At 56.7% G+C, this 21,816-nt stretch carries 20 protein-coding genes and 1 pseudogene; 10 read left to right on the forward strand and 11 right to left on the reverse strand.

Annotation, left to right across the window (positions count from 1 at the left end):
* The 3 genes from LWH94_RS15330 to LWH94_RS15340 form a co-directional block, all read right to left on the reverse strand.
* Nucleotides 1-1,215, reverse strand: a complete 1,215-nt coding sequence (locus LWH94_RS15330) for a molybdopterin molybdotransferase MoeA (RefSeq protein ID WP_232902756.1) — start codon at nucleotides 1,213-1,215, stop codon at nucleotides 1-3.
* 9 nt (nucleotides 1,216-1,224) lie between these two features.
* Nucleotides 1,225-1,797, reverse strand: a complete 573-nt coding sequence (gene moaB, locus LWH94_RS15335) for a molybdenum cofactor biosynthesis protein B (RefSeq protein ID WP_232902757.1) — start codon at nucleotides 1,795-1,797, stop codon at nucleotides 1,225-1,227.
* Nucleotides 1,798-1,957: 160 nt separating this feature from the next.
* On the reverse strand, nucleotides 1,958-2,137 hold the full coding sequence (locus tag LWH94_RS15340) for a hypothetical protein (RefSeq protein WP_152521743.1): 180 nt from the start codon (nucleotides 2,135-2,137) through the stop codon (nucleotides 1,958-1,960).
* 20 nt (nucleotides 2,138-2,157) lie between these two features.
* On the opposite strand from LWH94_RS15340, the gene rho reads away from it, so the two are divergent.
* The 3 genes from rho to LWH94_RS15355 all read left to right on the forward strand — a co-directional run bounded on the left by rho (nucleotide 2,158) and on the right by LWH94_RS15355 (nucleotide 6,137).
* Entirely contained in the window at nucleotides 2,158-3,420 is a 1,263-nt protein-coding gene (gene rho / locus LWH94_RS15345) for a transcription termination factor Rho (protein WP_022987538.1), read from the forward strand.
* A gap of 223 nt (nucleotides 3,421-3,643) precedes the next feature.
* Entirely contained in the window at nucleotides 3,644-5,131 is a 1,488-nt protein-coding gene (gene ubiD / locus LWH94_RS15350; RefSeq protein ID WP_232902758.1) for a 4-hydroxy-3-polyprenylbenzoate decarboxylase, read from the forward strand.
* Complete coding sequence (locus tag LWH94_RS15355) at nucleotides 5,103-6,137, forward strand: 2Fe-2S iron-sulfur cluster-binding protein (protein ID WP_442915002.1); 1,035 nt, start codon at nucleotides 5,103-5,105, stop codon at nucleotides 6,135-6,137. The genes ubiD and LWH94_RS15355 overlap by 29 nt, the downstream gene beginning before the upstream one ends.
* 101 nt (nucleotides 6,138-6,238) lie before the next feature.
* Here LWH94_RS15355 and LWH94_RS15360 read toward each other — a convergent pair whose 3' ends face one another.
* From LWH94_RS15360 to LWH94_RS15385, 6 genes are all read right to left on the reverse strand, one after another.
* Complete coding sequence (locus LWH94_RS15360) at nucleotides 6,239-7,480, reverse strand: heme biosynthesis HemY N-terminal domain-containing protein (RefSeq protein ID WP_232902760.1); 1,242 nt, start codon at nucleotides 7,478-7,480, stop codon at nucleotides 6,239-6,241.
* Entirely contained in the window at nucleotides 7,477-8,571 is a 1,095-nt protein-coding gene (locus tag LWH94_RS15365; RefSeq protein ID WP_232902761.1) for a uroporphyrinogen-III C-methyltransferase, read from the reverse strand. The genes LWH94_RS15360 and LWH94_RS15365 overlap by 4 nt, the downstream gene beginning before the upstream one ends.
* A gap of 10 nt (nucleotides 8,572-8,581) precedes the next feature.
* On the reverse strand, nucleotides 8,582-9,397 hold the full coding sequence (locus LWH94_RS15370) for a uroporphyrinogen-III synthase (RefSeq protein WP_232902762.1): 816 nt from the start codon (nucleotides 9,395-9,397) through the stop codon (nucleotides 8,582-8,584).
* Entirely contained in the window at nucleotides 9,378-10,319 is a 942-nt protein-coding gene (gene hemC, locus LWH94_RS15375) for a hydroxymethylbilane synthase (RefSeq protein ID WP_022987544.1), read from the reverse strand. The genes LWH94_RS15370 and hemC overlap by 20 nt, the downstream gene beginning before the upstream one ends.
* A gap of 84 nt (nucleotides 10,320-10,403) precedes the next feature.
* The gene (locus LWH94_RS15380) at nucleotides 10,404-11,162 is read right to left on the reverse strand and encodes a LytR/AlgR family response regulator transcription factor (protein WP_232902763.1); all 759 of its coding nucleotides are present in this window, start codon (nucleotides 11,160-11,162) and stop codon (nucleotides 10,404-10,406) included.
* 4 nt (nucleotides 11,163-11,166) lie between these two features.
* The gene (locus LWH94_RS15385) at nucleotides 11,167-12,279 is read right to left on the reverse strand and encodes a sensor histidine kinase (protein ID WP_232902764.1); all 1,113 of its coding nucleotides are present in this window, start codon (nucleotides 12,277-12,279) and stop codon (nucleotides 11,167-11,169) included.
* A gap of 150 nt (nucleotides 12,280-12,429) precedes the next feature.
* On the opposite strand from LWH94_RS15385, the gene LWH94_RS15390 reads away from it, so the two are divergent.
* Genes LWH94_RS15390 through LWH94_RS15405 form a run of 4 tightly spaced genes read left to right on the forward strand, consistent with a single transcriptional unit; the run spans nucleotide 12,430 to nucleotide 17,459 of the window.
* Nucleotides 12,430-13,569 carry a tyrosine-type recombinase/integrase gene (locus LWH94_RS15390; RefSeq protein ID WP_232902765.1) on the forward strand — a complete coding sequence of 380 codons (1,140 nt, stop codon included), beginning with the start codon at nucleotides 12,430-12,432 and terminating at the stop codon, nucleotides 13,567-13,569.
* Complete coding sequence (locus LWH94_RS15395; RefSeq protein WP_232902766.1) at nucleotides 13,566-15,212, forward strand: hypothetical protein; 1,647 nt, start codon at nucleotides 13,566-13,568, stop codon at nucleotides 15,210-15,212. The genes LWH94_RS15390 and LWH94_RS15395 overlap by 4 nt, the downstream gene beginning before the upstream one ends.
* A complete protein-coding gene (locus tag LWH94_RS15400) occupies nucleotides 15,209-17,065 on the forward strand; it encodes a hypothetical protein (protein WP_232902767.1) in 1,857 nt (618 codons plus the stop codon). The genes LWH94_RS15395 and LWH94_RS15400 overlap by 4 nt, the downstream gene beginning before the upstream one ends.
* Nucleotides 17,049-17,459 (forward strand): DUF6262 family protein, encoded by a 411-nt coding sequence (locus LWH94_RS15405; protein ID WP_232902768.1) that lies wholly within the window; start codon nucleotides 17,049-17,051, stop codon nucleotides 17,457-17,459. The genes LWH94_RS15400 and LWH94_RS15405 overlap by 17 nt, the downstream gene beginning before the upstream one ends.
* 113 nt (nucleotides 17,460-17,572) lie before the next feature.
* Here the strand turns inward: LWH94_RS15405 and LWH94_RS15410 are convergent, their stop codons facing one another.
* Entirely contained in the window at nucleotides 17,573-18,541 is a 969-nt protein-coding gene (locus tag LWH94_RS15410) for an integron integrase (protein WP_232902769.1), read from the reverse strand.
* 357 nt (nucleotides 18,542-18,898) lie between these two features.
* On the opposite strand from LWH94_RS15410, the gene LWH94_RS15415 reads away from it, so the two are divergent.
* The 3 genes from LWH94_RS15415 to LWH94_RS15425 all read left to right on the forward strand — a co-directional run bounded on the left by LWH94_RS15415 (nucleotide 18,899) and on the right by LWH94_RS15425 (nucleotide 21,435).
* On the forward strand, nucleotides 18,899-19,249 hold the full coding sequence (locus LWH94_RS15415; RefSeq protein ID WP_232902770.1) for an RNA recognition motif domain-containing protein: 351 nt from the start codon (nucleotides 18,899-18,901) through the stop codon (nucleotides 19,247-19,249).
* A 95-nt stretch (nucleotides 19,250-19,344) separates the two neighbouring features.
* Nucleotides 19,345-20,256 (forward strand): bacteriophage abortive infection AbiH family protein, encoded by a 912-nt coding sequence (locus LWH94_RS15420; protein ID WP_232902771.1) that lies wholly within the window; start codon nucleotides 19,345-19,347, stop codon nucleotides 20,254-20,256.
* A gap of 72 nt (nucleotides 20,257-20,328) precedes the next feature.
* Nucleotides 20,329-21,435 carry a DUF3800 domain-containing protein gene (locus LWH94_RS15425; RefSeq protein WP_232902772.1) on the forward strand — a complete coding sequence of 369 codons (1,107 nt, stop codon included), beginning with the start codon at nucleotides 20,329-20,331 and terminating at the stop codon, nucleotides 21,433-21,435.
* On the opposite strand, the pseudogene LWH94_RS15430 reads toward LWH94_RS15425, so the two are convergent.
* Nucleotides 21,428-21,688 (reverse strand): annotated as a pseudogene (locus LWH94_RS15430) (integrase core domain-containing protein); the annotation flags it as partial. The gene LWH94_RS15425 and the pseudogene LWH94_RS15430 sit on opposite strands and share 8 nt — an antisense overlap.
* Nucleotides 21,689-21,816: the final 128 nt, after the last annotated feature.

Here is a 21,816-nt window from a genome sequence, read left to right on the forward strand (position 1 = left end):
TCAGCTCAGCAATTCGTTAAAGGAATAGAACGTAACCAGGTCGCCCCGGGCCACCCGGGTATTCTCGGGCACTATTGCCAATCCCGAAGCCCAGCAGGCGGAACTCATTACCCCGGAACTCTGGTTGGGGAAGGCCGCAACCTGCACTTCGGAGCCGGCATTCTCCTTGCGGGCCCTGACAAACTCGCGGCGCACCGAGGCCTCGGTAATCTCGAACGCGGCAGGCAACCGCTCACCGGTCAGCACAACATCGGAACGGCCCTGGCGCTTGCGGATGTAGGGCAGGGCCACGACCATAAAGGTAACCAGTACCGACGCCGGGTTGCCGGGCAGTCCGATAACCGGCGTGCCCGCCACTTCGCCGAAGGCCAGCGGCTTGCCCGGTTTGATTGCCAGGCGCCAGAGTGACAGCTTGCCGGATTCCTCGAGCACGGCCCGCACATGGTCTTCCTCGCCCACCGATACCCCGCCACTGGTGATGATCAGGTCGGCCTCTGCCGCAGCCCGTGCAAGGGTCTGGCGGGTGGCATCGCGGGTGTCTTCCAGGCTTTCACACAGGGTTACGTCGCAGCCAGCCTCGGCCAGCAGGCCCAGCAGGGTATACCGGTTGGTGTTGTAGATCTGCCCCGGTGCCAGCGGCTGGCCCGGGTCTACCAGCTCATCGCCGGTGGTCAGGATGGCCACTTTCAGCTTCGCCAGTACCGGCACCCGGTTGATACCGGTGGACGCCAGCAGGCCCATTTCCTGTGGCCGGATTCGTGTACCCCGGGCCAGGGCCAGGGCCCCCTTGGTAAGGTCCTGCCCGCGCTGCCGGATGTTCTGGCCAGAGCTGACCGTAGCGTTGATCACGATGCTGTCGCCGGTACGCTCTACCCGCTCCTGCATCACCACCGCATCGGCGCCTTCGGGGATCTCCGAGCCGGTGAAGATGCGCACTGCCGTGCCCGGCTGCAGCGGTGCCGGGGCGGTACCGGCGGGAACCCGGTCAGACACGGTCAGCGCTTCGCCATCACGTACATCACTGTGGTAAACCGCGTAGCCATCCACCGCGCTGTTGTCGGCTGGCGGCACATCGGCCGGTACATAATGGTTTTCCGCCAGGATCCGGCCCAGACATTCTGTCAGGTTGACGGCCTCGGCACGGGTAACCGGGATGGCCCGGTCAAGCAGGTGGTTCAGGGCATCATCCAGGGAGATCAGGTTCTGGCCAGCCATAACGTCTCCTTATCGCTCGGCCCGGGAGCCGATTACTTCGTGCAGCCGCTGGCAGGCACGATCCGGCTTGCGCAAGGTCAGCCCTGAGAAATTGCAGGGGCCGTGGCGGCTGTCGAGCTGGCTTTTCAGAATGCCTTCCCAGCCGGTGCGGCAGGCGCCGGTGGAGCCGGGCAGGCAGAAAATGACCGTGTTATTGGCCATGCCGCCGAAGGCCCGGGACTGAATGGTGGAACTGGCAATCTCGGCGGCGGACAAACGGCGGAACTCTTCGCCGAAGCCGACAATTTCCTTGTCGAGCAGCGCACCAACGGCTTCCGGAGTGCTGTCCCGCTCCATAAAGCCGGTGCCGCCCGTGATAATGACTGAATGAACTTCCGGATCGGCAATCCACAGGGACATCAGCGCACGGATCAGGTAGACGTCGTCCGGCAGGATACGGCGGGCCAGGAGCCGGTGGCCGGCTTCGATAATCTGGTCCTCCAGGTACTGGCCGGAGGTGTCTTCGGCGGGGCCGCGGGTGTCTGAGACGGTTAACAGGGCGACGTTCAGGGGTTTGAGTTCGCTGGTAAGGTCACTGCTCATGGAAAGACTCCAGAAGGCTGTATCAATAATATAGTCAGTATCCGGATTGGCGCTGGTAAATGGAAGAGGGTGGCCGCCAGAGAGATTTTGGGTGTCGACATTGGTCTGATGCAGGGCAAGCCGCTGGTTTAATTTTGGTCACAGGTCTTGACATCAGGCTTCAAGGTGGTCGATTATGCCGCTTGCCCGGCGAACGATTGTTCCCACTCTCTGGCTTCAGCATACTTAATCCGGATTTCATCTGCACCGGTAGCTCCATCGAGCCAGCACCTTGTTTCAGCTTAATCAGATCAATGCGTTCAGGGGCACCCCTGTCATTCCAACTGTCGTTTACTTCCATTCCTGAAAATCCAACAAACTATGAATCTTACTGAACTCAAGCAGAAATCCGTGCCCGAATTGCTCGATATTGCGCAAGAAATGGGTCTGGATAACCTGGCTCGCTCGCGCAAGCAAGACGTGATCTTCACCATCCTGAAGAAACACGCCAAAAGCGGCGAAGACATTTACGGTGATGGTGTACTGGAAATTCTACAGGACGGTTTCGGCTTCCTTCGTTCCGGCGATGCCTCTTACCTGGCCGGTCCGGACGATATCTACGTCTCTCCCAGTCAGATCCGCCGTTTCAACCTGCGTACCGGCGATACCGTTTCCGGCAAGATCCGCCCGCCGAAAGATGGCGAACGTTATTTTGCCCTGCTGAAAGTTAACGAGATTAACTTCGACAAGCCGGACAACGCCCGTAACAAGATTCTGTTCGAGAACCTCACCCCGCTGTTCCCCCAGGAGCGTCTGACCCTGGAACTGGGTAACGGCAGTACCGAGGATCTCTCTTCCCGGGTACTGGACCTGGTGGCTCCGATCGGTAAAGGCCAGCGTGGCCTGATCGTATCTCCGCCCAAGGCCGGTAAAACGCTGCTGATGCAGGGCATTGCCCAGTCCATCACCCGCAACAACCCGGAATGTCACCTGATGGTGCTGCTGATTGACGAGCGCCCGGAAGAAGTGACGGAAATGCAGCGCACCGTGCGCGGCGAGGTTGTGGCCTCTACGTTTGACGAGCCGCCGGCCCGCCACGTCCAGGTAGCCGAGATGGTGATTGAAAAGGCCAAGCGCCTTGTGGAGCACAAGAAGGATGTGATCATCCTGCTGGACTCCATCACCCGCCTGGCCCGCGCCTACAACACCGTGATTCCGTCTTCCGGCAAGGTGCTGACCGGTGGTGTGGATGCCCACGCCCTGGAAAAACCCAAGCGCTTCTTCGGTGCAGCCCGGAATGTAGAAGAGGGCGGCAGCCTGACTATCCTGGCCACAGCGCTGGTGGATACCGGTTCCAAGATGGACGAGGTTATCTACGAGGAGTTCAAGGGCACCGGTAACATGGAAGTGCACCTGGACCGCAAGATTGCCGAGAAGCGGGTTTACCCGGCCATCAACATCCGTCGTTCCGGCACCCGCCGCGAAGACCTGCTGATGAGCGAAGCGGAAATCCAGCGTGTGTGGATCCTGCGCAAGCTGCTGCACTCCATGGACGATGACACTGCGTCTCTGGAATTCCTGCTCGACAAGCTGCGGGATACCAAGACCAATGACGAATTCTTCCAGTCTATGAAGCGTCGTTGATACTGATTTCTCTGCGCGCCTGATTTTGGGGCGCGAGTAAAGAAGTCGGAAGAACAAGGCCGGGAGGGGGTGTCAAAACCATCAGGAAAACCACTGTTTTCCGTTTTGACACCCCCTCCCGGCCTTGTTCCAACACCGAACAGAAAAGTATCAAGACCAACTACAAGGGCAGTCCGGAGAAGCCCGAACTCCGTAGTACCGTAGATCAGAAGCGGAGCACAGCATGAAATACAACGACCTGAGAGACTTCATTGCCCAGCTGGAAAAGCAGGGCGAGCTCAAGCGCATCAGCGCAGAAGTCGACCCCCACCTGGAAATGACCGAAATCTGCGACCGCACGCTGCGGGCCGGTGGGCCGGCGTTGTTGTTTGAGAATCCCAAGGGCTATGACATGCCGGTGCTGGCCAACCTGTTCGGCACGCCAAAGCGTGTAGCCATGGGCATGGGCCAGCAGGATGTTTCGGCATTGCGGGAGATCGGCAAGCTGCTGGCGTTTCTGAAGGAGCCAGATCCCCCCAAGGGCTTTAAGGATGCGATCGAGAAGTTGCCGCTGTTCAAGCAGGTGATGCGCATGAGCCCGAAGGTGCTCCGTTCCGCGCCCTGCCAGGACGTGGTGATCGGGAAAGACAAGGTCGACCTGTACCAGATTCCGGTGCAGCACTGCTGGCCCGGGGATGCCGGCCCGCTGGTGACCTGGCCGCTGGTGATTACCCGTGGCCCGAACAAGGAGCGGCAGAATCTGGGTATTTACCGGCAGCAGCTGATCGGCCGTAACCGGTTGATCATGCGCTGGCTCAGCCATCGCGGTGGCGCGCTGGATTACCAGGAGTTTCGCCGGGCCAATCCGGACAAGCCTTATCCGGTTGCGGTTGCCCTGGGGGCTGATCCGGCCACCATTCTGGGCGCTGTTACGCCAGTGCCGGATACCCTGTCTGAATACGCCTTTGCCGGATTGCTGCGGGGCAGCCGTACCGAGCTGGTGAAAGCCGGCCTGAGCGACCTGCAGGTTCCGGCCAGTGCCGAGATTGTGCTGGAAGGTTTTATCTATCCGGATGATATGGCGCCTGAAGGCCCGTTTGGCGACCATACCGGCTATTACAACGAGGTGGACCAGTTCCCGGTGTTTACCGTGGAGCGTATTACCCACCGCAAAGACCCGATCTACCACAGCACCTACACCGGCCGCCCGCCCGATGAGCCGGCGGTGCTGGGTGTGGCGCTGAACGAAGTGTTCATTCCCATCCTGCAGAAGCAGTTCCCGGAGATTGTGGATTTCTACCTGCCCCCGGAAGGTTGCTCCTACCGGCTGGCGGTGGTCACCATGAAGAAGCAGTACCCGGGCCACGCCAAGCGGGTGATGATGGGCGTTTGGTCGTTCCTGCGTCAGTTCATGTACACCAAGTTCGTGATTGTGACCGACGACGATGTGAACGCCCGCAGCTGGGAAGATGTCATCTGGGCTATCACCACCCGTATGGACCCGGCCCGGGACACCACGCTGGTGGAGAACACCCCCATCGATTACCTGGACTTCGCGTCGCCGGTGTCTGGCCTTGGCTCGAAAATGGGGATGGATGCCACCAATAAATGGCCCGGCGAGACCGACCGGGAGTGGGGCACTGCCATTACCATGACCGATGAGGTCAAACAGCGGGTGGATGAGATCTGGGACAGTCTCGGTATTGAAAATCGTGACACCCGCCCCGACTGACAAGGCACAGGCTGCATACCGGGTTGAGTTGCAGCCGGCCGGGTTGGGCTACGGCGTGGCGGGCAATGAGGATTTGCTGTCCGCTGCCGCGGCTGCGGGTATCCAGGCGCCGGCAGCCTGCCGCAACGGTGTCTGCGAGATCTGTGAGGCAACCCTGATAACGGGGCAGGCCCTGAATACCCGGAACCAACAAACCTTATCGGTGGGTGATCGGCTGATGATGTGCCGGACGCTTGCCCTGACCGACCTGAAACTGGAGATACCTGCCATTATGGCAACTGCGAACCATCTGCCCCGTCAGTATGCAGCCAAAGTAGTTGATGTGCGCTCGATCAGTCACGATGTGTTCCGGGTTGAGCTGAAGCTGCCGAGGCGCCGCGATGTGGCCTTCCATGCCGGTCAGTATCTTTCGGTCATCCTGCCGGGGGAAGATCCCTGTTATTTCTCCATCGCCAGCAGCCCCGCCGCCGAGCATATCGAATTGCACATCCAGGCTTCCCCGGACTGGGTTTCAGCTCGCAAGGTGATTGATGCGCTCACCTCCGGCCAGGACGTGACGGTGGAACTGCCCAATGGCAAGGCCTGCCTGGCTGCGGCGCCGGACAAGCCTTTACTGCTGGTGGCGGCCGGAACCGGCTTTGCCCAGATGAAAAGCCTGGTGGAATTCCTCCAGGAAACCCGGTACAGCCACCCCGTGACCCTGTTCTGGGGCGTGCGCAAGCACGAGGACATGTACCTGAGGTCGCTGGCGCAGCAGTGGCATGAAGACTGGAGCAATTTCAGCTTTGTGCCTGTCGTCGGGGATGACGAGGATAATGACTGGGGTGGTCACCATGACCAGTTGGTGCGGGCTGTACTGGCGTCCGGGGCCGACTGGCAGAACGTGGAAGTTCATGCCAGTGGCTCGCCCACCATGGTGTATACTCTGATGGATGCACTGCTGGAAAAAGGCCTGCCTGAGCAGGCGTTTTTCTCGGATGTGCTGGAGTATGCCCCCAGGGCCTGATTGCTTAGCCTGACTCTCTTAGAGTGTGGCGCTGATGGCTTATGTTGTGGCGCTGAAGGCTCATGTTGTGCGGCTGAGGGCTCATGTTGTGCGCTGAAGGCTCAGGCCCGGGGCATCGGCAGCTCGGGCAGGCCGTTGTCGGTCTCCAGCCCCTGCATCAGCAGCTTGATGCTGGCTTCTTCATGGCCCATATGGGCGTTCAGGCGGCTCAGTTCCGCGAGGGTTTCACGGCTGCGCTTCAGGCGCAGGCTGGTTTCGAAATATTCCCGGGCCTTGCCCCACAGTTCGTTGCGCAGGCTCAGGCGGCCCAGTGCCAGCAGCAGTTCCGGATTGTTCGGGCGGTCTTTCAGCCACTGTTCGGCAATGATTAACTGCTCATCCGGCTGGTGGCCCTCAAGCCGCCCGTAGAGGTTGATCAGCTCGTCACTCCAGTGGTTACGCAGCACTTTTCTCAGCAGGGTTTCGGCCTGCCCCTCATCGCCCAGACGGGCCAGTAACCCCGCGTAGTCCCGGATGGTGTACTCGTCGCGGCGTACAAAGCGTGGCAGTTCGTCCCATAGCCGGGTCAGCGGTTCCAGGGTCGCTTCCGGATCTTCCTTACGCCGGCGTTCGCAGTCGGTGGCAGCCTGTTCCAGCAGGTTGTGCCATACCTGTCGTTCCAGGTCATCCAGTTCTTTTTCCGTCAGCACGCTGCGCTTGCGCAATTCCGGCAGGAGTTTTGACAATTCCCGCCAGTCTTCCAGCCGCAGGTAGGTGTTCTTGAGCAGCTTGAGTACGAACGGATGGTGCGGTGCTTCTTTACGCAGGCGCAGCAGGGTGGCCAGGGCCTGTTCCAGCCGGTTGCCCGCCAGCTGCAGCTGGGCCTGGGTCAGGCCGACCGCCAGGCTGGAGCCGGGGGTGCTTTCAAAGGCCTGGCGCAGTAATTGGTCGACCGAGTCGTGGTCACCGGATTCGAACGAGGCCTGGGCTGCCGCCAGGTAGTTGATCAGTGGTGTATCGGCATGGTTGGCGGAGCTCACCAGCAGTTTCCTGGCTCGTGGCCAGTTGCCTTCGGCCAGTGCCAGCAGGCCCTTGGTGGTGCGCCGGCGGGCACGGCGTTCGTTGCCGCGGCTGACCCAGGTGGCCATCAGGCCGGTGCCCTGACGGAACCGCTTCAGCAGGCCGATCAGGAACAGGCTCAGCACCACCAGGACAACGATCAGCCCGAGGCCAACCCAGAAATTGGTTTCGATCAGATAGTTGCCGAGGCTGACACGGATATAGCCGAGATCATAGGCCAGCCCCAGAGACAGCCCGGTGCCCACCAGCAGGGCAATCAGCAGGATCAGCAGCAGGCGGATCATGATTCATCGCCTCCGTTGCTGCCGGCAGCGGTGCGTCCGGCCAGGCGCTCTTTCAGCAGGTCCAGGGACTTGCTGATATCGGGCAACTGGGGATCCACATTCCGGTCAGCCAGTTCGGTCAGCGTGCCGCTGATGCCCTGGATAGCCGGGTTGGTGTTGTCATACCAGTCGTTGACGGTGCTGATGGCCTTGTTCAGCGCCCGCTCGTACAGCGGCTGGTTGCCCCGCAATACCGCCATTTCGGCTTCTTCCAGCATCAGTTGCAGGTTCAGCCGGGCCCAGGCGCTCTGGTCAGGAGACAAGAGCGGTTTGACCGGTTCGTCCAGCCGGCGCACCACAACCACCTGTTTCATGGTATCGGCGAACCGGTTCCAGCCGCGGGTGAGCATGTTGCTGCCGTCTTCCGGGGCCTGGTCGTCTCCGACCATGCTGAACCCGGGCGCACGGTCGTGGATCAGGGCCTGGTCGGTCAGGTCATGCAGGCTGGCAATGGCGGCTTCCAGTTTCAGGTACAGGCCGGTGCGGTCGACCCCCTCGATACCTTTCAGGGACAGCACTTCCTTAGCCAGTTGCTGTCGCACCGGGAACACGCCGATGTCGTCAGACTCTGCCAGCACTTCGTCGGCAGACTCCAGGGCCGACAAGGCACCCTTGATGTCTTTTTCAATCAGCAGGCGCTGGTTGGCAATGCGCAGCAGGTATTCGGCCTCGGCCAGCAGCCAGTCGGTACGGGTGCGGTTCCCGGCTTCCAGCAGTTCCCGGGCGTTGTGGTCAATCTGGCGCTGCTGGGTGGCAATCAGCTCACGCTGTTCGGCCAGCTTCTGCTCCATGGCCTGCATGCGCTGGCTCTGCTCGCTGCCCCGGCTGCCGTAGAGGTCCTCCAGCTGGGCGGTATCCTGGCGCAGGTCGGTAATCACCTGCAGGGTGGCCTGGTGGTTGTTCCACTGCTGCCAGCTCCACAGGGCCAGTATCAGCGTAATGAGCAGGGCAATACCGGCGACCACCCAGATTGGCCAAAGGCGCGGTTTTTCGGCGGTGTTGTCGGGCTCGACGGTGGCGGGTAGTTGTTCTGTTGTTTCAGTCACGGGCATCCTTGCTTGGTTATCCGTTGTTACCGGCCTGCGGCCCGAGCCGCACAGCCACGCAATTCACCAGTTCCCGGTCGGACAGGCCATCCGGAACCACCGGGTTGCTGAATCCGGCCGCCCGGGCCTGCTCGGCCACCCGGTCTGCCGGGACAACCACCAGGGCAGTGTCCAGGGCATGCGGGTATTCCCGGGCCATGTCTTTGAGATTGTTCAGGGTTTCGCCGGACAGGGCGATCACCGCTTCGGGCCGGAACCCGGTAAAAATCTCACTCAGCTTATCTGCAGGATAGTACGGCTGGAGGCGTCGGTACAGTGGCAGAACCGTTACCCGGGCTCCCCGTTGCTCCAGGGTCTGGCGAATCAGCTCCCGACCCTGCTCGCCCCGGGCCAGCAAAACCTTTTCGTGTTCCAGGTGCTGCAGCGACGGGTGCGCCAGCAGGGCTTCGCTGGTCCAGCCGTCATCCGGCTTCTCGGCCGGCAGCCCTGCTTCGGCAAACGCCGCCGCAGTGCCGGCGCCTACGCCATACCAGTGCACGCCAACCGGTGGCTGCGGCCACCACTGATCTACCTCATCCAGCAGCAGCCGTGCGGCATAGGGGCTGACGGCAATGATATGGTGGAAATTATCGAGTTCCTGCAGCAGGCTGCGGCGTTCCGGGGTTTCCGGCAAGGGTTCGCGAACCACGGTGGGCAATACCCGAACCCGCGCGCCGGCCGCCCGGAAAGCTTCGGCCAGCCGGTCGGCTTCCGGCTCCGGCCGGCAGATCAGTATCCGCCGGCCAGCAAGTTCCGGTTGAGCCAGGTGGGCTTCAGCTCGGAGTGTGGCCATAGACTTCAGCCAGAACCTTGTCGGCACCCATTGCCAGCAGCTGTTCTGCCAGTTCCCGGCCCAGGCGTTCACCTTCAGCGCGGGGCGCACGGCCTTCCACCCGGAAAATCCGGGTGCCGTCGACTGCACCCACCAGGCCTCGCAGCCAAAGGGTGTTGTCGTCTTCCAGCAGGGCATAGGCCGCAATGGGTACCTGGCAGCCACCTTCCAGCCGGCGGTTCAGGGCGCGCTCGGCCTTTACCCGGTCTGCGGTGTCGGTATGGTTCAGTGGCTCCAGCAGGCCCAGCAGTTCGTCATCGCTCAGGCGGCATTCGATGCCCAGTGCGCCCTGGCCGACGGCCGGCAGCGAGACGGTATCCGGCATGCAGTAGCGGATGCGATCGTGGAAACCCAGACGCTTCAGGCCGGAGCTGGCCAGCACGATGGCGTCGTATTCTCCGGCATCCAGTTTGGCCAGCCGGGTGTTCACGTTGCCTCGCAGCATCTTGATTTCTAGGTCCGGGCGATTGGCCCTGAGCTGGGTTTCACGGCGCAGGCTTGAGGTGCCAACCACGGCGCCCTGGGGCAGCTGGTCCAGGTTGTCGTAGTGGTTGCTGACGAAGGCGTCGGTGGGGTCTTCGCGCTCACAGATGGCGACCAGCCCCAGGCCTTCCGGGAACTCCATGGGTACGTCTTTCATGGAGTGCACGGCAAGGTCGGCGCGGCCGTCCAGCATGGCTTCTTCCAGTTCCTTCACAAACAGGCCCTTGCCACCGATCTTGGCCAGGGGAACGTCGAGGATCTTGTCGCCCTGGGTCTTGATCTTGACCAGCTCCACGGTGACGTTGTCGTGCAGCCGCTCCAGCTCGGATTTGATGAATTCTGCCTGCCACAGCGCCAGTGCGCTGCTACGGGTTGCGATGCGAAGGGTTCGTTTGGACATGGCACTCACTGTCGTTCGGGAAAATGTGCCCCAAGGTTACCTTGTGGCAGTAAAAAAGTCCCGTGGTTGCCCCGGCATACCCCGTCAGGGGGAGGGCTGGTGTTCCTGTAACCACTGGCGCACGTGGCCGGTATGGCGCCGGCTCACCGGCAGTTCCGCAGACAGCCCTTTCAGCGCAAGGCTGTGGTGGCCGTCGCTGCTGCGTTGCAGCCCACGGATAAAGCGCACGCCCACCAGGGTATTGCGGTGAATGCGCAGCAATTGCTGCGGATAGGCCTGCTCCAGTTCCTTCAGGGTGTAATCGCACAGGGTTTCACCCCGGGTATGGTGCAGGGTGACGTATTTCTGGTCGGCTTCGCAGTACAGGATGGTGTCCAGGTCGATCAGCTCGGTACCCCGGTGGGTGCGAACCGCCAGCTGGCTGGAGCCGTGGCTGGTCTGTCCGGCCAGGCTGCGGCGCTGCACCCGGTTGGTGCGTCCGGCCCGGGCGAGGGTCTGGGCCAGGGCTTCCTTGCGTACGGGTTTGAGCAGGTAGCCGGAGGCCTGCACATCAAAGGCCTGGATGGCAAAGTGGTCGTAGGCGGTGCAGAAAATCACCGCGGGCGGATTGTCCAGCTGGCTGATCTGGCCGGCCGCCTGCATGCCGTCCATGCCGGGCATGCGGATATCCAGCAGCAGGATATCCGGCTCCAGTTCGGCAATTTTGTGCAGGGTGTCGTGGCCGTCTGTGGCCTCGCCACACACCCGGTAACCGGGGAGGTCTTCCAGCAGCCTGCGGATCCGTTGCCTGGCCAGGGGCTCGTCGTCGGCAATCAATATGGTTTGCTGCGGTTGTGAATCCATCGTCTCACCGTGAAACAAGGCGTTTGTACTGGCTTACCGTCTGCCTGGGCAGCCTTAGTGTAACGGTATAAATGTCATTTTGCCGGCTGCGCTTGAGCACGGCGGACTCCCCGAACAGGGCCCGGAGCCGGGCCAGGGTGTTGTCCAGGGCGATGTGGTTGCCGCTGTGCCGGCTCTCGCCGGCCTCCGGGGCCGGGTTCTGTACCAGCAGATAGACAAATCGATCCTTGGCGGAAACTTCAATCCGCACGGTGCCACCCTCCGGCCTGGGCTGTATGCCATGGTAAATGGCGTTTTCTACCAGGGGTTGCAGGGTCAGCGGCGGGATCGCCTGTTGCTCCAGCCCGGGCTCAATGGCCCAGTCCAGTGCCAGCCGTTCGCCCAGCCTGAGCCCTTCAATGGCAAGGTAACGTTGGCACAGTTCCAGTTCACGGCTCAGGGGGACCAGCTGTTCGGTGGTTCTCAGGCTGGCCCGGAACAGTTCGGACAAGTCCAGCACGGCTTCTTCGGCCAGTTCGGGGTGGCTGTCGATCAGGCTGGCGATGGTGTTCATGCTGTTGAACAGGAAGTGGGGCTGGATACGGGCCTGCAGGGAGGTGAGCCGGGCCTGCATTTCGGCTTCCTGCTGTTGTTGCCACTGGTGTTGCAGATAGAAGTAGCGCAGCACCATCAGGGAGATCAGTAGTGCCAGCAGCAGTTTCTTGGCGATGCTTTGCCACAGGATGCCGCCGGGTTGCGGGTTGAGAACCTTGTCGGCAAACAGGCTGAACGCCAGTACATCGAGCAGGACGATGGTGACGATGGCCAGGGTGGCGCCGGCTATGCCCATGTGCGCCAGCCGGGGCCGCAGCAGGCAGATCAGCGCTGCGCTGGTGAGGGTGGTCCATTGCACAAACAGCGACAGCAGCCCGAAGTAGTTCCAGTCAATCCAGCCCTGTTCCGCCTGGACAATGGATAACACCAGCACGAACAGTTCGCTGGTGACCAGCATCAGGAACACCGCCCGCACCCGGCACAGATCGGGAACGTAAAAGCTGCCAGGCTGTTGCTTGCCTATGCCATGGTCTGGTTTCAGGGGTGTCTCCTTAACCGGGGTCAGAATGCTATACTGCGGCAACTTTTTACCGATTCACTGCCGGCACGATGATGCCGGGCTGTCAGCAGGAAAGATAGACCATGTTTTGTACCACAGCTAATGTAACTATCCTGTTGCAGTCTTAAACCACTCCTTTATACTGAATAAAAATACAGTATTGGAGGTCCGAGGGTGGAGTTTCTTCTTGCTACACCAGAGTTTGAAATCAGGGGCCATTCCTATGAAGGGTTCCCGATTCTCCTCAAAGCCAATCATGATGTGTTTGTCGAAGGAATGGAATTTCTCGTTCATCACTGCTTAAAACGTGGAAGTGTGCAAAGCAGACGTAGCTGGGAAACGTTTGGAAGGGATCTGTGTGATTATTTCGAGTTCATTGAAGCCAATGGGTTTGATTGGAGAGAGCTTGATCACCGAAACCACGAAACCCTGTTAGCCCTGTATCGCGACGTTTCCTTTGATCGATTTAACCTCAGCGCCTCCACGGTAAACCGACGACTTCACCTCGTGATCAAGTTTTATCAGTTTGCCCTCAAACAAGGTTGGGTAAGCACATTGCCGTATGACCTTGAAACGGTGAGAGTTCGGCAGACAAAGGGTTTTCTGGCACACACAGACACGTCCGGGGGGTATGCTGTAAAGCCTGATGTGCTGCTGAAAACCACGCCAACCAAGATCAAAGTCCTCAACAAAGAGCAGGTCGATGAGCTGCTGAAAACCACCAAGAACAAAACTCTCCGATTGATCGTTCGGTTGGCGTTGCTAACGGGTTTGCGTAAAGAAGAGCTGCTGACGATTCCAGTTCATTACATATCTGCCCCCCAGTCGTTCTCGGCTCGAAGTCATGTGGTGGTTGAACTTGATCCTCAAGAGATGAGCACCAAGGGAGACAAACCACGGACGATCCATGTGCCGATATCATTGATGGCGGATCTCTGGGATTACGTGATCCACGAGCGTCATGAAACAATCCGAAAGCATGGGACAGACCCAAAAAACCTCTTTATAACCGCCAAGGGCAACCCCTGGAGCATTCGAACCTCGCTCAACAATCAACTGAACCGATTGAAGCTGTCGTTCGCCTGCCATCCCCACATCCTGCGTCATACCTACGCGACGCACACCCTGAAATCTTTGATGTCCCGAAAGAGCACGACTTTCAATCCCTTGATCTATGTCCGAGATCGCCTCGGCCACAGCAGCATCACGACGACGGAAAAATACCTGCATTTTCTCGACGATATCGAAGACGACCTGCGCACCAGTTATCAGGAAGAAATTGAGGAAACGGCGAAGGAGGCAGCCTGCGCATGAAAAAGGATTTCACGTTAGATGGGTATGAGATTGGGGTTCAGGAGGGTGGCGAGACTGCGACCGAGGCGACAACCACCGCCGTTGATCAGGCGCGTGTTTCAAAACCGGCGAACACCGTCGTTGCCTTTCCCGAAAACACAACAAACACAAGAAACGCGGACTTCGGGCCATTTTACGGTCAGGGGTTTGACGACATCACCGCTGCCTGTCAGTTCACCCTCGAAAAGCTGGTCGCAGAGAGCGCCAAAACCAAGGGGAAGTCCCTCAGCCTGACCACGATTGTGGGTTACTGGAATGTTGGCTTTCGTCACTTTGCGCCCTTCCTGTCGCTACTCCATGCCGCTAGTGGTGAACGTCTTACCATGGCGGATATCAACGCCGAAACGATCAAGCGATTTATTCAGCACCTGAGAAACGAGCCCATAGAATACGGTTCGCAGAAAGGTCACTTTACCAAAACCAAATCTCTGCTTGTGGCATGCCATCGGTTTGGATTCTGGCCGGAAGTGGATATGAAAGCGGTCTGGCCTGCCAATCCATTTCCGAATTCCAACAAACGACGTAAGAGCCAGAAGGCGCTCAGCAAAAATGAAAAGCGGTTTTTAATCAAAGCGCTGCGCATAGAGATGGAGCGGATTGTGGCCCACTCGGAGCCCCTGAATAGCTACGATTTGACCGTCTGCGTTCTGTCCATCGCGCTGTCTACCGGAATGAATCCGGCCCCCATCTTGGAACTGACCACGGACTGCGTACAGCCCCACCCGCTCAAATCCAACTTGCGTCTGTTAGTGGGCTTTAAGCGCCGGGGTAACGCCACGCAAGTGGTTGCCCTGAGAAAGTCTGAGGAAGTGTCGGAAATGGCCAGTATCCATCTTTATGCCGCTGATGCCATTGATCTGATTGTTACGAGGAATGCCGCTATACGCGCCGAGTTCGTTGATCAGGATCGACTGCTGGTCTACGAGGGAGTGCGGGGCAAGTACGCGGGCAAACCATGTCGACTTACTGCCGGCCATTTGCACCACATCATCAAGCTACTTGTCGACCAACACCAGCTTCAAACGGACGATGGGAAGCCGCTCACGTTGAACGTCACTCGGTTGCGTCAGACGCTCCTGAATCGCGTGTGGGAGATGTCTGGCCAAGATCCGTTGATCACGGCCAGAACGGGACGACACACCTCTCAGACTGGCAATGCCCACTACTGGGAAGCGCCGCCTGAAGCCGAGACTAACATGCGGTTCCTCGGCGAAGCCCGAGTGGAAGAGCTGCTCAGCACGCCAATCATCATTGCCAGCGATCGAACCCCCGTCGCGTCCTGCAAAGATGTCCGCCAAGGGCACCGCGCCCCCAACAATGGGGAGCCCTGCCAGGACTACCTGGGCTGCTTCCGATGCAAGAGCTTCGTGGTGACCGGCGATGATCTCTATCGGCTGTTCAGCTTCTATTGGGCCGCTCTGCGCAACTACGACACCTTCGGTGGCAAGCGCTGGACGAAATACCTCAAGCAAGTTATCCGGCTGATCGATGAGGAGATTGCCCCTAGCTTTGATGCGCCCCGGGTGGCCGAGCAGCGAGAGAGGGCCAAACACCGGCCGCATCCGTTCTGGCGAGACCTGAGCATGGCGAGGATGGCGATATGACCGAGATCAACGGCGCAGAGGTTCTGGTCGACCGTGAACGGCTATTTAAAGCCTTGCCCAGCGGTGAGGGACTGCACGGCATCATCACCACGGATCGGGCCGATGGTGTGCTGTACGTGCTCTCACGGTACGAAGATCCGGAGTGGTGGTTGCCGAAATCGAAGAGCACCGGTAACCAGCCGGACAACAGTCGAAAACTGGATTTTACCCGGATCAAAGGCACGCAATTGCAGGCAGAAGCAAAAATCGTCTTGGCACGCTTGATCTGGGGAGAGCACTCGCTGAGCAACAGCTCGATCAAAAACGCTTTCCATCACTTGGTGTCTTGGTTGAGCTGGTTACGCGAACACGGCATTTACAGTCAGGAGCAAGTCACCCCTCTTGTCGCTGTCCGCTACGTTCGATACATCCATGGTTTGACCTCGTCGCATAAGCCGGGGAAGCCACTGGCCAGCATAACGAAGTGGAATAAGTTATCGGCTGTTGAACGATGCTGGCAATTCCTGCGAGATACGCCCTGCGGTTTTGATCACCCCTGGCCCGAAAGCTCGGCTCATGCGCTGTCGGGATACGACGGGCGATCAAGACAAGCCAAGACTGACATCATTCCCGACGAAGTGCTCCGAACTTTGTTCCAACATGCTGAATCTCTGCTCCGCCGAGCTGACGAATTGTTGCAGCACCGGGATACCCTAGCCGCCTTCCAGTATCGCTCAAAAAATCGCACGGATCTTAACAAAGAGAAGGCTCGCTACCTGAAAACCCGAGGTTGGGATCAGGGGCTACGTGCACTGAACACGACACTGCGCGACCTGCGTGACGGATGTTTTATCATCATTCTAGCCACGACCGGTATCCGGGCTCACGAACTCGGCAACATCCGTCGAGATGAGTGGTACAGCGAAGATCGGGAGGGTGAGCGGATTTACTTCCTCGGCTCGCGCTCGGACAAAACCCACGAGGGTAAAACCTCATGGCTGTGCCCTGAGATTACCGTTCAAGCCGTGAAGGTGCTGGAACGGCTCTCATTGCCTTTGCAACGCGAACTGAATCAGGCGATGGAAGCAGCCAAAGTGGCGAGAGATTACGAAGAAATTACCCGCTTACGGTCTATCTCAGGCACGGTTGGACTGACCAAGGGTTGGAACCAAAGCAATCGCATTAACCTTCTCGGCTATTTGGGTCTGAACAAATGCCTCAAAGACTTTGCGAAGAAACTTAGGCTGGACTGGAACCTCGCATCTCACCAATTCCGGCGCACCTTCGCCAACTATGTTGTCCACCACAAGCTGGGCGATCTGCGATATCTGAGGGATCACTTCAAGCACTGGAGTCTGGATATGACCATCCTGTATGCAATGAACGAGACGCAGGATCTGGAACTCTATGACGAAATTTACGCCGCTTTTGACGGCAAGCGTCAGGCGATTGTCGGCCATTGGTTGGAGCCCGATACGCCGCTCTCCGGTGGCATGGCCGGTCACATTCGTCAAATGCGTAGCCGCTCGGAAAAGGTGCGCACCTACAAGGATCGGCGAGAGATGATTGAGGCCATCAGCGAGCTCGTGTACCTGCGGTCCACCGGTATCGCTTGGTGCACCAACGATACCGGCGTGGACTGTGCGGGTGGCCAATGCGAGGGCTGTGAGCACGGCTGTATTGATGACAGCCATAAACCGTTCTGGGAAGGACTTTACATGCAACAGATTGAGCTACGCCAGATCGATGATCTGGACGACTCGGGATCAAAGACCGTCGAGCGCACCATGGAGCGCTGCGAAAAGGTATTGACCGATCTCGGCGTAGACATCAGCCGTCTGAGGGGGCAACTGGCCGATGTCGAAGCCATCTGAATCCGAAACTCACAAGCGTATTCGCCTGGCCATTGTTCGATTGGAAAAAGGCCAGCCCAAAATGGTTGAGAAGGGCCGGAAAGTCTCGGTGGCCGCTGTTGCCGAAGAGGCCGGAGTCAGTCGAGCCTTGATCCACAAAGACTACCCAGACTTGATGGAGCGCATCCGGGGCAATGCCAACAAGGCGATCCAGAGGCAACGTGATGAGAAGCACGAGAAACTCAAGGAAGAGCGTTTCAAGAATCGTCAGTTACGGCAAAAAATCGTAGATTTGACCGAGCAGCGCAACGAACTTGCTTCGAAAAACGCGACTCTTGAACTCGAAAATCGCCGGCTCTCGGCAATCTTGGAAAGTAAAAACGTTAGAGTTTTTAGGGGGAAATTGGGTGAGTAGCGCTACGCAGATTTTGGCCAGAATCTTTTTCTCCCGCTTCTAAACAAAAGCGAACATTCGCCGCACCCCCAATTCCAGGCTTTACGCCCCTTAAACGGGTAAGCAATGCCCCATCAAGAACTTGGCAAACGATCAAAAGGGCTGACGGTTCCAGCACGTCGATCGCCAATGACATGCGTGTAGATTTCTGTCGTTCGAATGTCGCTATGCCCAAGAATTTCCTGAACCGTCCTGATATCGCTCCCCGATCTCAATAACTCTGTCGCAAAGGCATGCCGAAAGGTATGAGCCGTCACACGCTTGGTGATTCCCGTGGCCAGAACGGCCTGCCTCAATCGCCGCGAGTACGATGAATGATGAAGATGGTGGCGGCACACATAACCAGCGATGGGATGAACGCATCTTGTTACGGATGGGAACAGGTACTGCCAACCAAAGTCCTTCATGGCCGGTCCATACTTCTTGTGAACTGAGGCCGGCACTGACGTAAGCCCGAATCCATCGGCCAGATCGGACTCATGTACAGCCCTGACATGGGCGAATTGTCGCTCCATGTTTTCTCTTAGATTGCCTGGAATCAGTGTGTATCGATCTTTTCGTCCCTTACCGTTGAATACGAGCAAACTGCGGCTTTTTAGGTCGATGTCTTTCACGCGAAGCGAAAGAGCTTCGTTGATTCTCAAACCGCATCCATAAAGAAGCGCAGTGATGAGCCAATACTCTGCATCCATGTTTTGAAGAATAGAAGCAACTTCATCGGGACTCAGAACGGTTGGCATGCGTCGAGGCGTTTTCGTCATCTTGTACTGTAGGTTTTCAATCTCCCGCTTCAGCACATGCTTGTAGACAAAAATAATCGCGCATAGCGCCTGATTTTGAGTGCCCGGACTGACTCCCCGATTGACGGCGAGGTGATTCAGGAAGCGCTCAATTTCGTGATTACCCATGACTTTTGGGTGCTTCTTGTCATTGAAAAGGATGAACTGACGAACCCAGTAAAGATAGGACTTCTCGGTTCGGTAGCTGTACTGCTTTGTCCTAATTTCTGTGCGGACCGATTGTAGAAACGGTGATTTCGACACGCTCGCCCTCCGTGGCTGAATGCTGTATGTACGTACAGTTATAATAAAAAACACCCAAAAACGCCAAAATTCTTGCGGCTTAATTTGCACGGCCCTGCTCACTTTTCACAATGCATCTCTGTAGGTATCTGTTTCAGCATGGGAAAAATTCGACCCACTGGATTTAACGTGCAAAAACGTGCATAAATATCCCGCGTGCACACTTTTCACAGAACCAAAAGCTCAAAAGCCCCCTGAGATGGAGGGGTAATGATCTGAAAAATCGAGGTTATTCAGGTTGTGAAGCAGTATTGGACTGGGTGATGGTGTTGCGGTTTAATAAGAATGCAAACTAATAAGCTGTTATGGGGCTCTCGTATGAGAGATGACATTCCGAAAACTCACACTGAAGTTCTGGCTGCACTCAGTGGTCGCGGAAGTTTGTCGTTCGATATGCCCGCAGCCAGAAAAAAGCAGTTTGCCCTAAACATCCAGAGGCAGAAAAGGTCTCTCATCATGCTTAGGCAAAATACTGGTTGGCTCGGGAAAAAATGGGCACTCATTTACAGTTTTTACGCCGAAGTTTCCCTAATGTGGGTCTCACGAGGTGTACCCAGCATGGGCCATGCCTTTTTGGTATATCAGACAGCGCACCGTGCAATCGAGACCATTGAGGGTGAAGATATTGACGGTGGAATTATCAGGGTTACCTTTGTTGGCCGCCCATAACAAGGCCAGGCACGCGACGCCTACTGCATTGCGGCTTCGCCTCCATTCCGTAGCCGCGCATGCTGGCTGGCGTTAGGCTCCAAGGAGATCGAAGATTGTCAGCCAAGGTACTTTATATAATTGGTAATGGATTTGACCTCCATCATGGCCTCGCGACCAGCTTTTCAAATTTCAAAGAATTTGTAGCTCGTCGTAACCCCGATCTTCAATCTACGGTTGAAGAGTATCTTTGCGCTCTCAGCGGAAACTGGGCAAATCTGGAAGAAGCCTTGGCTTATTTCGACACGGATCAAGTCATAGATCATGCTTCGAACTTCTTAGTATCTTATGGAGCGGATGATTGGAGTGATTCATACCATCATGACTATCAGTATGAAATAAATGAAATCGTGCAAGCTGTATCAAGCCGGCTGAAAGAAGAGTTTTTTTCTTGGGTACAGACAATTCAAATCCCCGATGAGGCAGAAAGAAAACTTCTCAAAATAGAGCCGAACGCATTGTTTCTCAATTTCAATTACACAAATACGATTCAAGAGCTTTACTCAGCGTATCAGCCTCAAGTACTCCATATTCATGGCTCAGTCGAAGATGGAGAGGAGGAGATTATTCTCGGTCATGGTTGGAGCGCCACTGAGCGGCCGAAATTAAACGAATGGAATGAGTTCGATGATGTAGACACACGAGTCATGGAAGGCTACGAACTTATAGAAAACTATTTTGAGGGTACATTCAAACCAACCAATAAAATCATAAAGAGAAATCAGAGTTTCTTCGATGGTTTGGTGAATGTGTCTGACATTTATGTTTGGGGGCACTCGTTATCAAGCGTTGATCTTCCATATTTTTCTGAAGTCGCGGCTATTACCAACGAAAATCGCCCGACTTGGCATGTTAGTCACTATAGTCTCTCCAGTATCGAAGATAACGCCGCCGCCATGTCATCCATTGGAATAGAGGACTCTCTGGTGCGCCACCACCAGCTCGCGGAGTATGCCGTTAACAAGTAACCTAACAAATAGTTGCAGTACGTTCTGGCCCAAAGGGCCTCGAACATTGGCGTTAGGCTATAGGAGAAGAGAGTGTATTTCTATATAGATGAAAGCGGTCAGACCGGATTGAACCTTTTCGATGAGTCTCAACCCTTCCTATATTACGGAGTATTACGCTCTAAGTTGAACTTAGATGTACTTGCTGAAAAGAGCTTAAAACATCTTCGACGAAAGCTCGAGGTGGAAAGATTGCACGCAGCTGAGCTCGGAAATGGCCGCTTGGTAGAGATAGCTAGCGAACTTAATAAGATTAAGAAAAAGTATGATCTCAGTTTCGATTTCTGCCGAGTTGCAAAGGCGGACCATGCATTAATAAGTTTTTTTGACCAAGTGTTTGATCAAGGTATGAATCCGGCAGTACCTTGGAATGCTTACTGGACACCTTTACGATATGTACTTCTTATTAAACTTGCCTACCTCTTCGATGAAGACACTTTGAAAAAGGCTTGGGATGCACGCATAAGTGTTAACGACCAGAAAGCCCACAAGCTTTTAATCGAGGTTTGTGAAACTATTTTAGGCCGAGTTCACAATATTCCTGATGCCAGATCTCGAGAAATATTAACTGACGGATTGTCATGGGCTATTAATCATGTCAGTTCTATTTCCTACAATATCGACACAAAAAGGGATGCTCTGCAGATATCACCTAATCTAGTTGGCTTTCAATCCGTCATGCATGGAATAGCTTCTCGATTGGTAAAAGCGAAATGTAAGGCTAGTAAGGTCGTTGTAGATCGTCAGTCACAGTTCAATGCCGCTCAGGAATACATATCTAACTTCTACCACGAAGCTCGTGACGTACCTTGGGTGATGGGGCCAGGGTTACCACAGATGAACTTGTCTCATATGCCTACTGTTCCAATCACATGCACTGCCGGAACGGATAGTGCAGGGTTGGAGCTCGTTGATATATACATTTGGATTTTCAAACGACATGTGGAGAATAAACCACTTGCGGACGAGCTCGCATCGATTATCAATGGCCAGCTCTACAGGGGCAGCTATGATGAAATCTCAATCAATGCGCTGATGAATCGTTGGGGCAAGTGGTTTCAAGACTTGCCTGAGCCTTCAGAAGAGCAGCTAGAGAAGGCAAAAGAAATGGTCGCCCAACAAGATGTAGTGGTCAACTAATCCCGGACAGTATTTTAAGGTTTTCCTCAGCCGCAACAGGCGAAATGCCGCCGTTGAATGCGTGAGGCCGCTGCCGGTTGTAGTAGCCCATCAAGTAGCTCCCAACATCTTTCTGAGCCTCGGATAGGCTGCGGTAACCCAGTGCCGGTATCCATTCAGATTTCAAGCTCCTGAACAGCCTCTCCATCGGGGCGTTGTCCCAGCAGTTGCCACGCCGGCTCATGCTTTGGGTCATTCGATAACGCCAGAGCCTCGTAAGCGTTCATTCCACGACGTAGTTGACCTACTTCACGTCACGCAGAGGCCTTAATAACTCCGGCGAGACCTTGTACTGTTTGGGGCCGTCCTCGGCCAGAACAATCACACTCTTGCGGTTGATCT

This window comes from Marinobacter sp. G11, from assembly GCF_021282325.1.
Lineage (GTDB): Bacteria > Pseudomonadota > Gammaproteobacteria > Pseudomonadales > Oleiphilaceae > Marinobacter > Marinobacter vinifirmus.

What these genes read in the sequence shown, in the direction of transcription:
- LWH94_RS15330 (WP_232902756.1), bottom strand. Translation starts at nt 1,215, where the DNA reads ATGGCTGGCCAGAACCTGATCTCCCTGGATGATGCCCTGAACCACCTG.
- moaB (WP_232902757.1), bottom strand. Translation starts at nt 1,797, where the DNA reads ATGAGCAGTGACCTTACCAGCGAACTCAAACCCCTGAACGTCGCCCTG.
- LWH94_RS15340 (WP_152521743.1), bottom strand. Translation starts at nt 2,137, where the DNA reads ATGGAAGTAAACGACAGTTGGAATGACAGGGGTGCCCCTGAACGCATT.
- rho (WP_022987538.1), top strand. Translation starts at nt 2,158, where the DNA reads ATGAATCTTACTGAACTCAAGCAGAAATCCGTGCCCGAATTGCTCGAT.
- ubiD (WP_232902758.1), top strand. Translation starts at nt 3,644, where the DNA reads ATGAAATACAACGACCTGAGAGACTTCATTGCCCAGCTGGAAAAGCAG.
- LWH94_RS15360 (WP_232902760.1), bottom strand. Translation starts at nt 7,480, where the DNA reads ATGATCCGCCTGCTGCTGATCCTGCTGATTGCCCTGCTGGTGGGCACC.
- LWH94_RS15365 (WP_232902761.1), bottom strand. Translation starts at nt 8,571, where the DNA reads ATGCCCGTGACTGAAACAACAGAACAACTACCCGCCACCGTCGAGCCC.
- LWH94_RS15370 (WP_232902762.1), bottom strand. Translation starts at nt 9,397, where the DNA reads ATGGCCACACTCCGAGCTGAAGCCCACCTGGCTCAACCGGAACTTGCT.
- hemC (WP_022987544.1), bottom strand. Translation starts at nt 10,319, where the DNA reads ATGTCCAAACGAACCCTTCGCATCGCAACCCGTAGCAGCGCACTGGCG.
- LWH94_RS15380 (WP_232902763.1), bottom strand. Translation starts at nt 11,162, where the DNA reads ATGGATTCACAACCGCAGCAAACCATATTGATTGCCGACGACGAGCCC.
- LWH94_RS15395 (WP_232902766.1), top strand. Translation starts at nt 13,566, where the DNA reads ATGAAAAAGGATTTCACGTTAGATGGGTATGAGATTGGGGTTCAGGAG.
- LWH94_RS15400 (WP_232902767.1), top strand. Translation starts at nt 15,209, where the DNA reads ATGACCGAGATCAACGGCGCAGAGGTTCTGGTCGACCGTGAACGGCTA.
- LWH94_RS15405 (WP_232902768.1), top strand. Translation starts at nt 17,049, where the DNA reads ATGTCGAAGCCATCTGAATCCGAAACTCACAAGCGTATTCGCCTGGCC.
- LWH94_RS15415 (WP_232902770.1), top strand. Translation starts at nt 18,899, where the DNA reads ATGAGAGATGACATTCCGAAAACTCACACTGAAGTTCTGGCTGCACTC.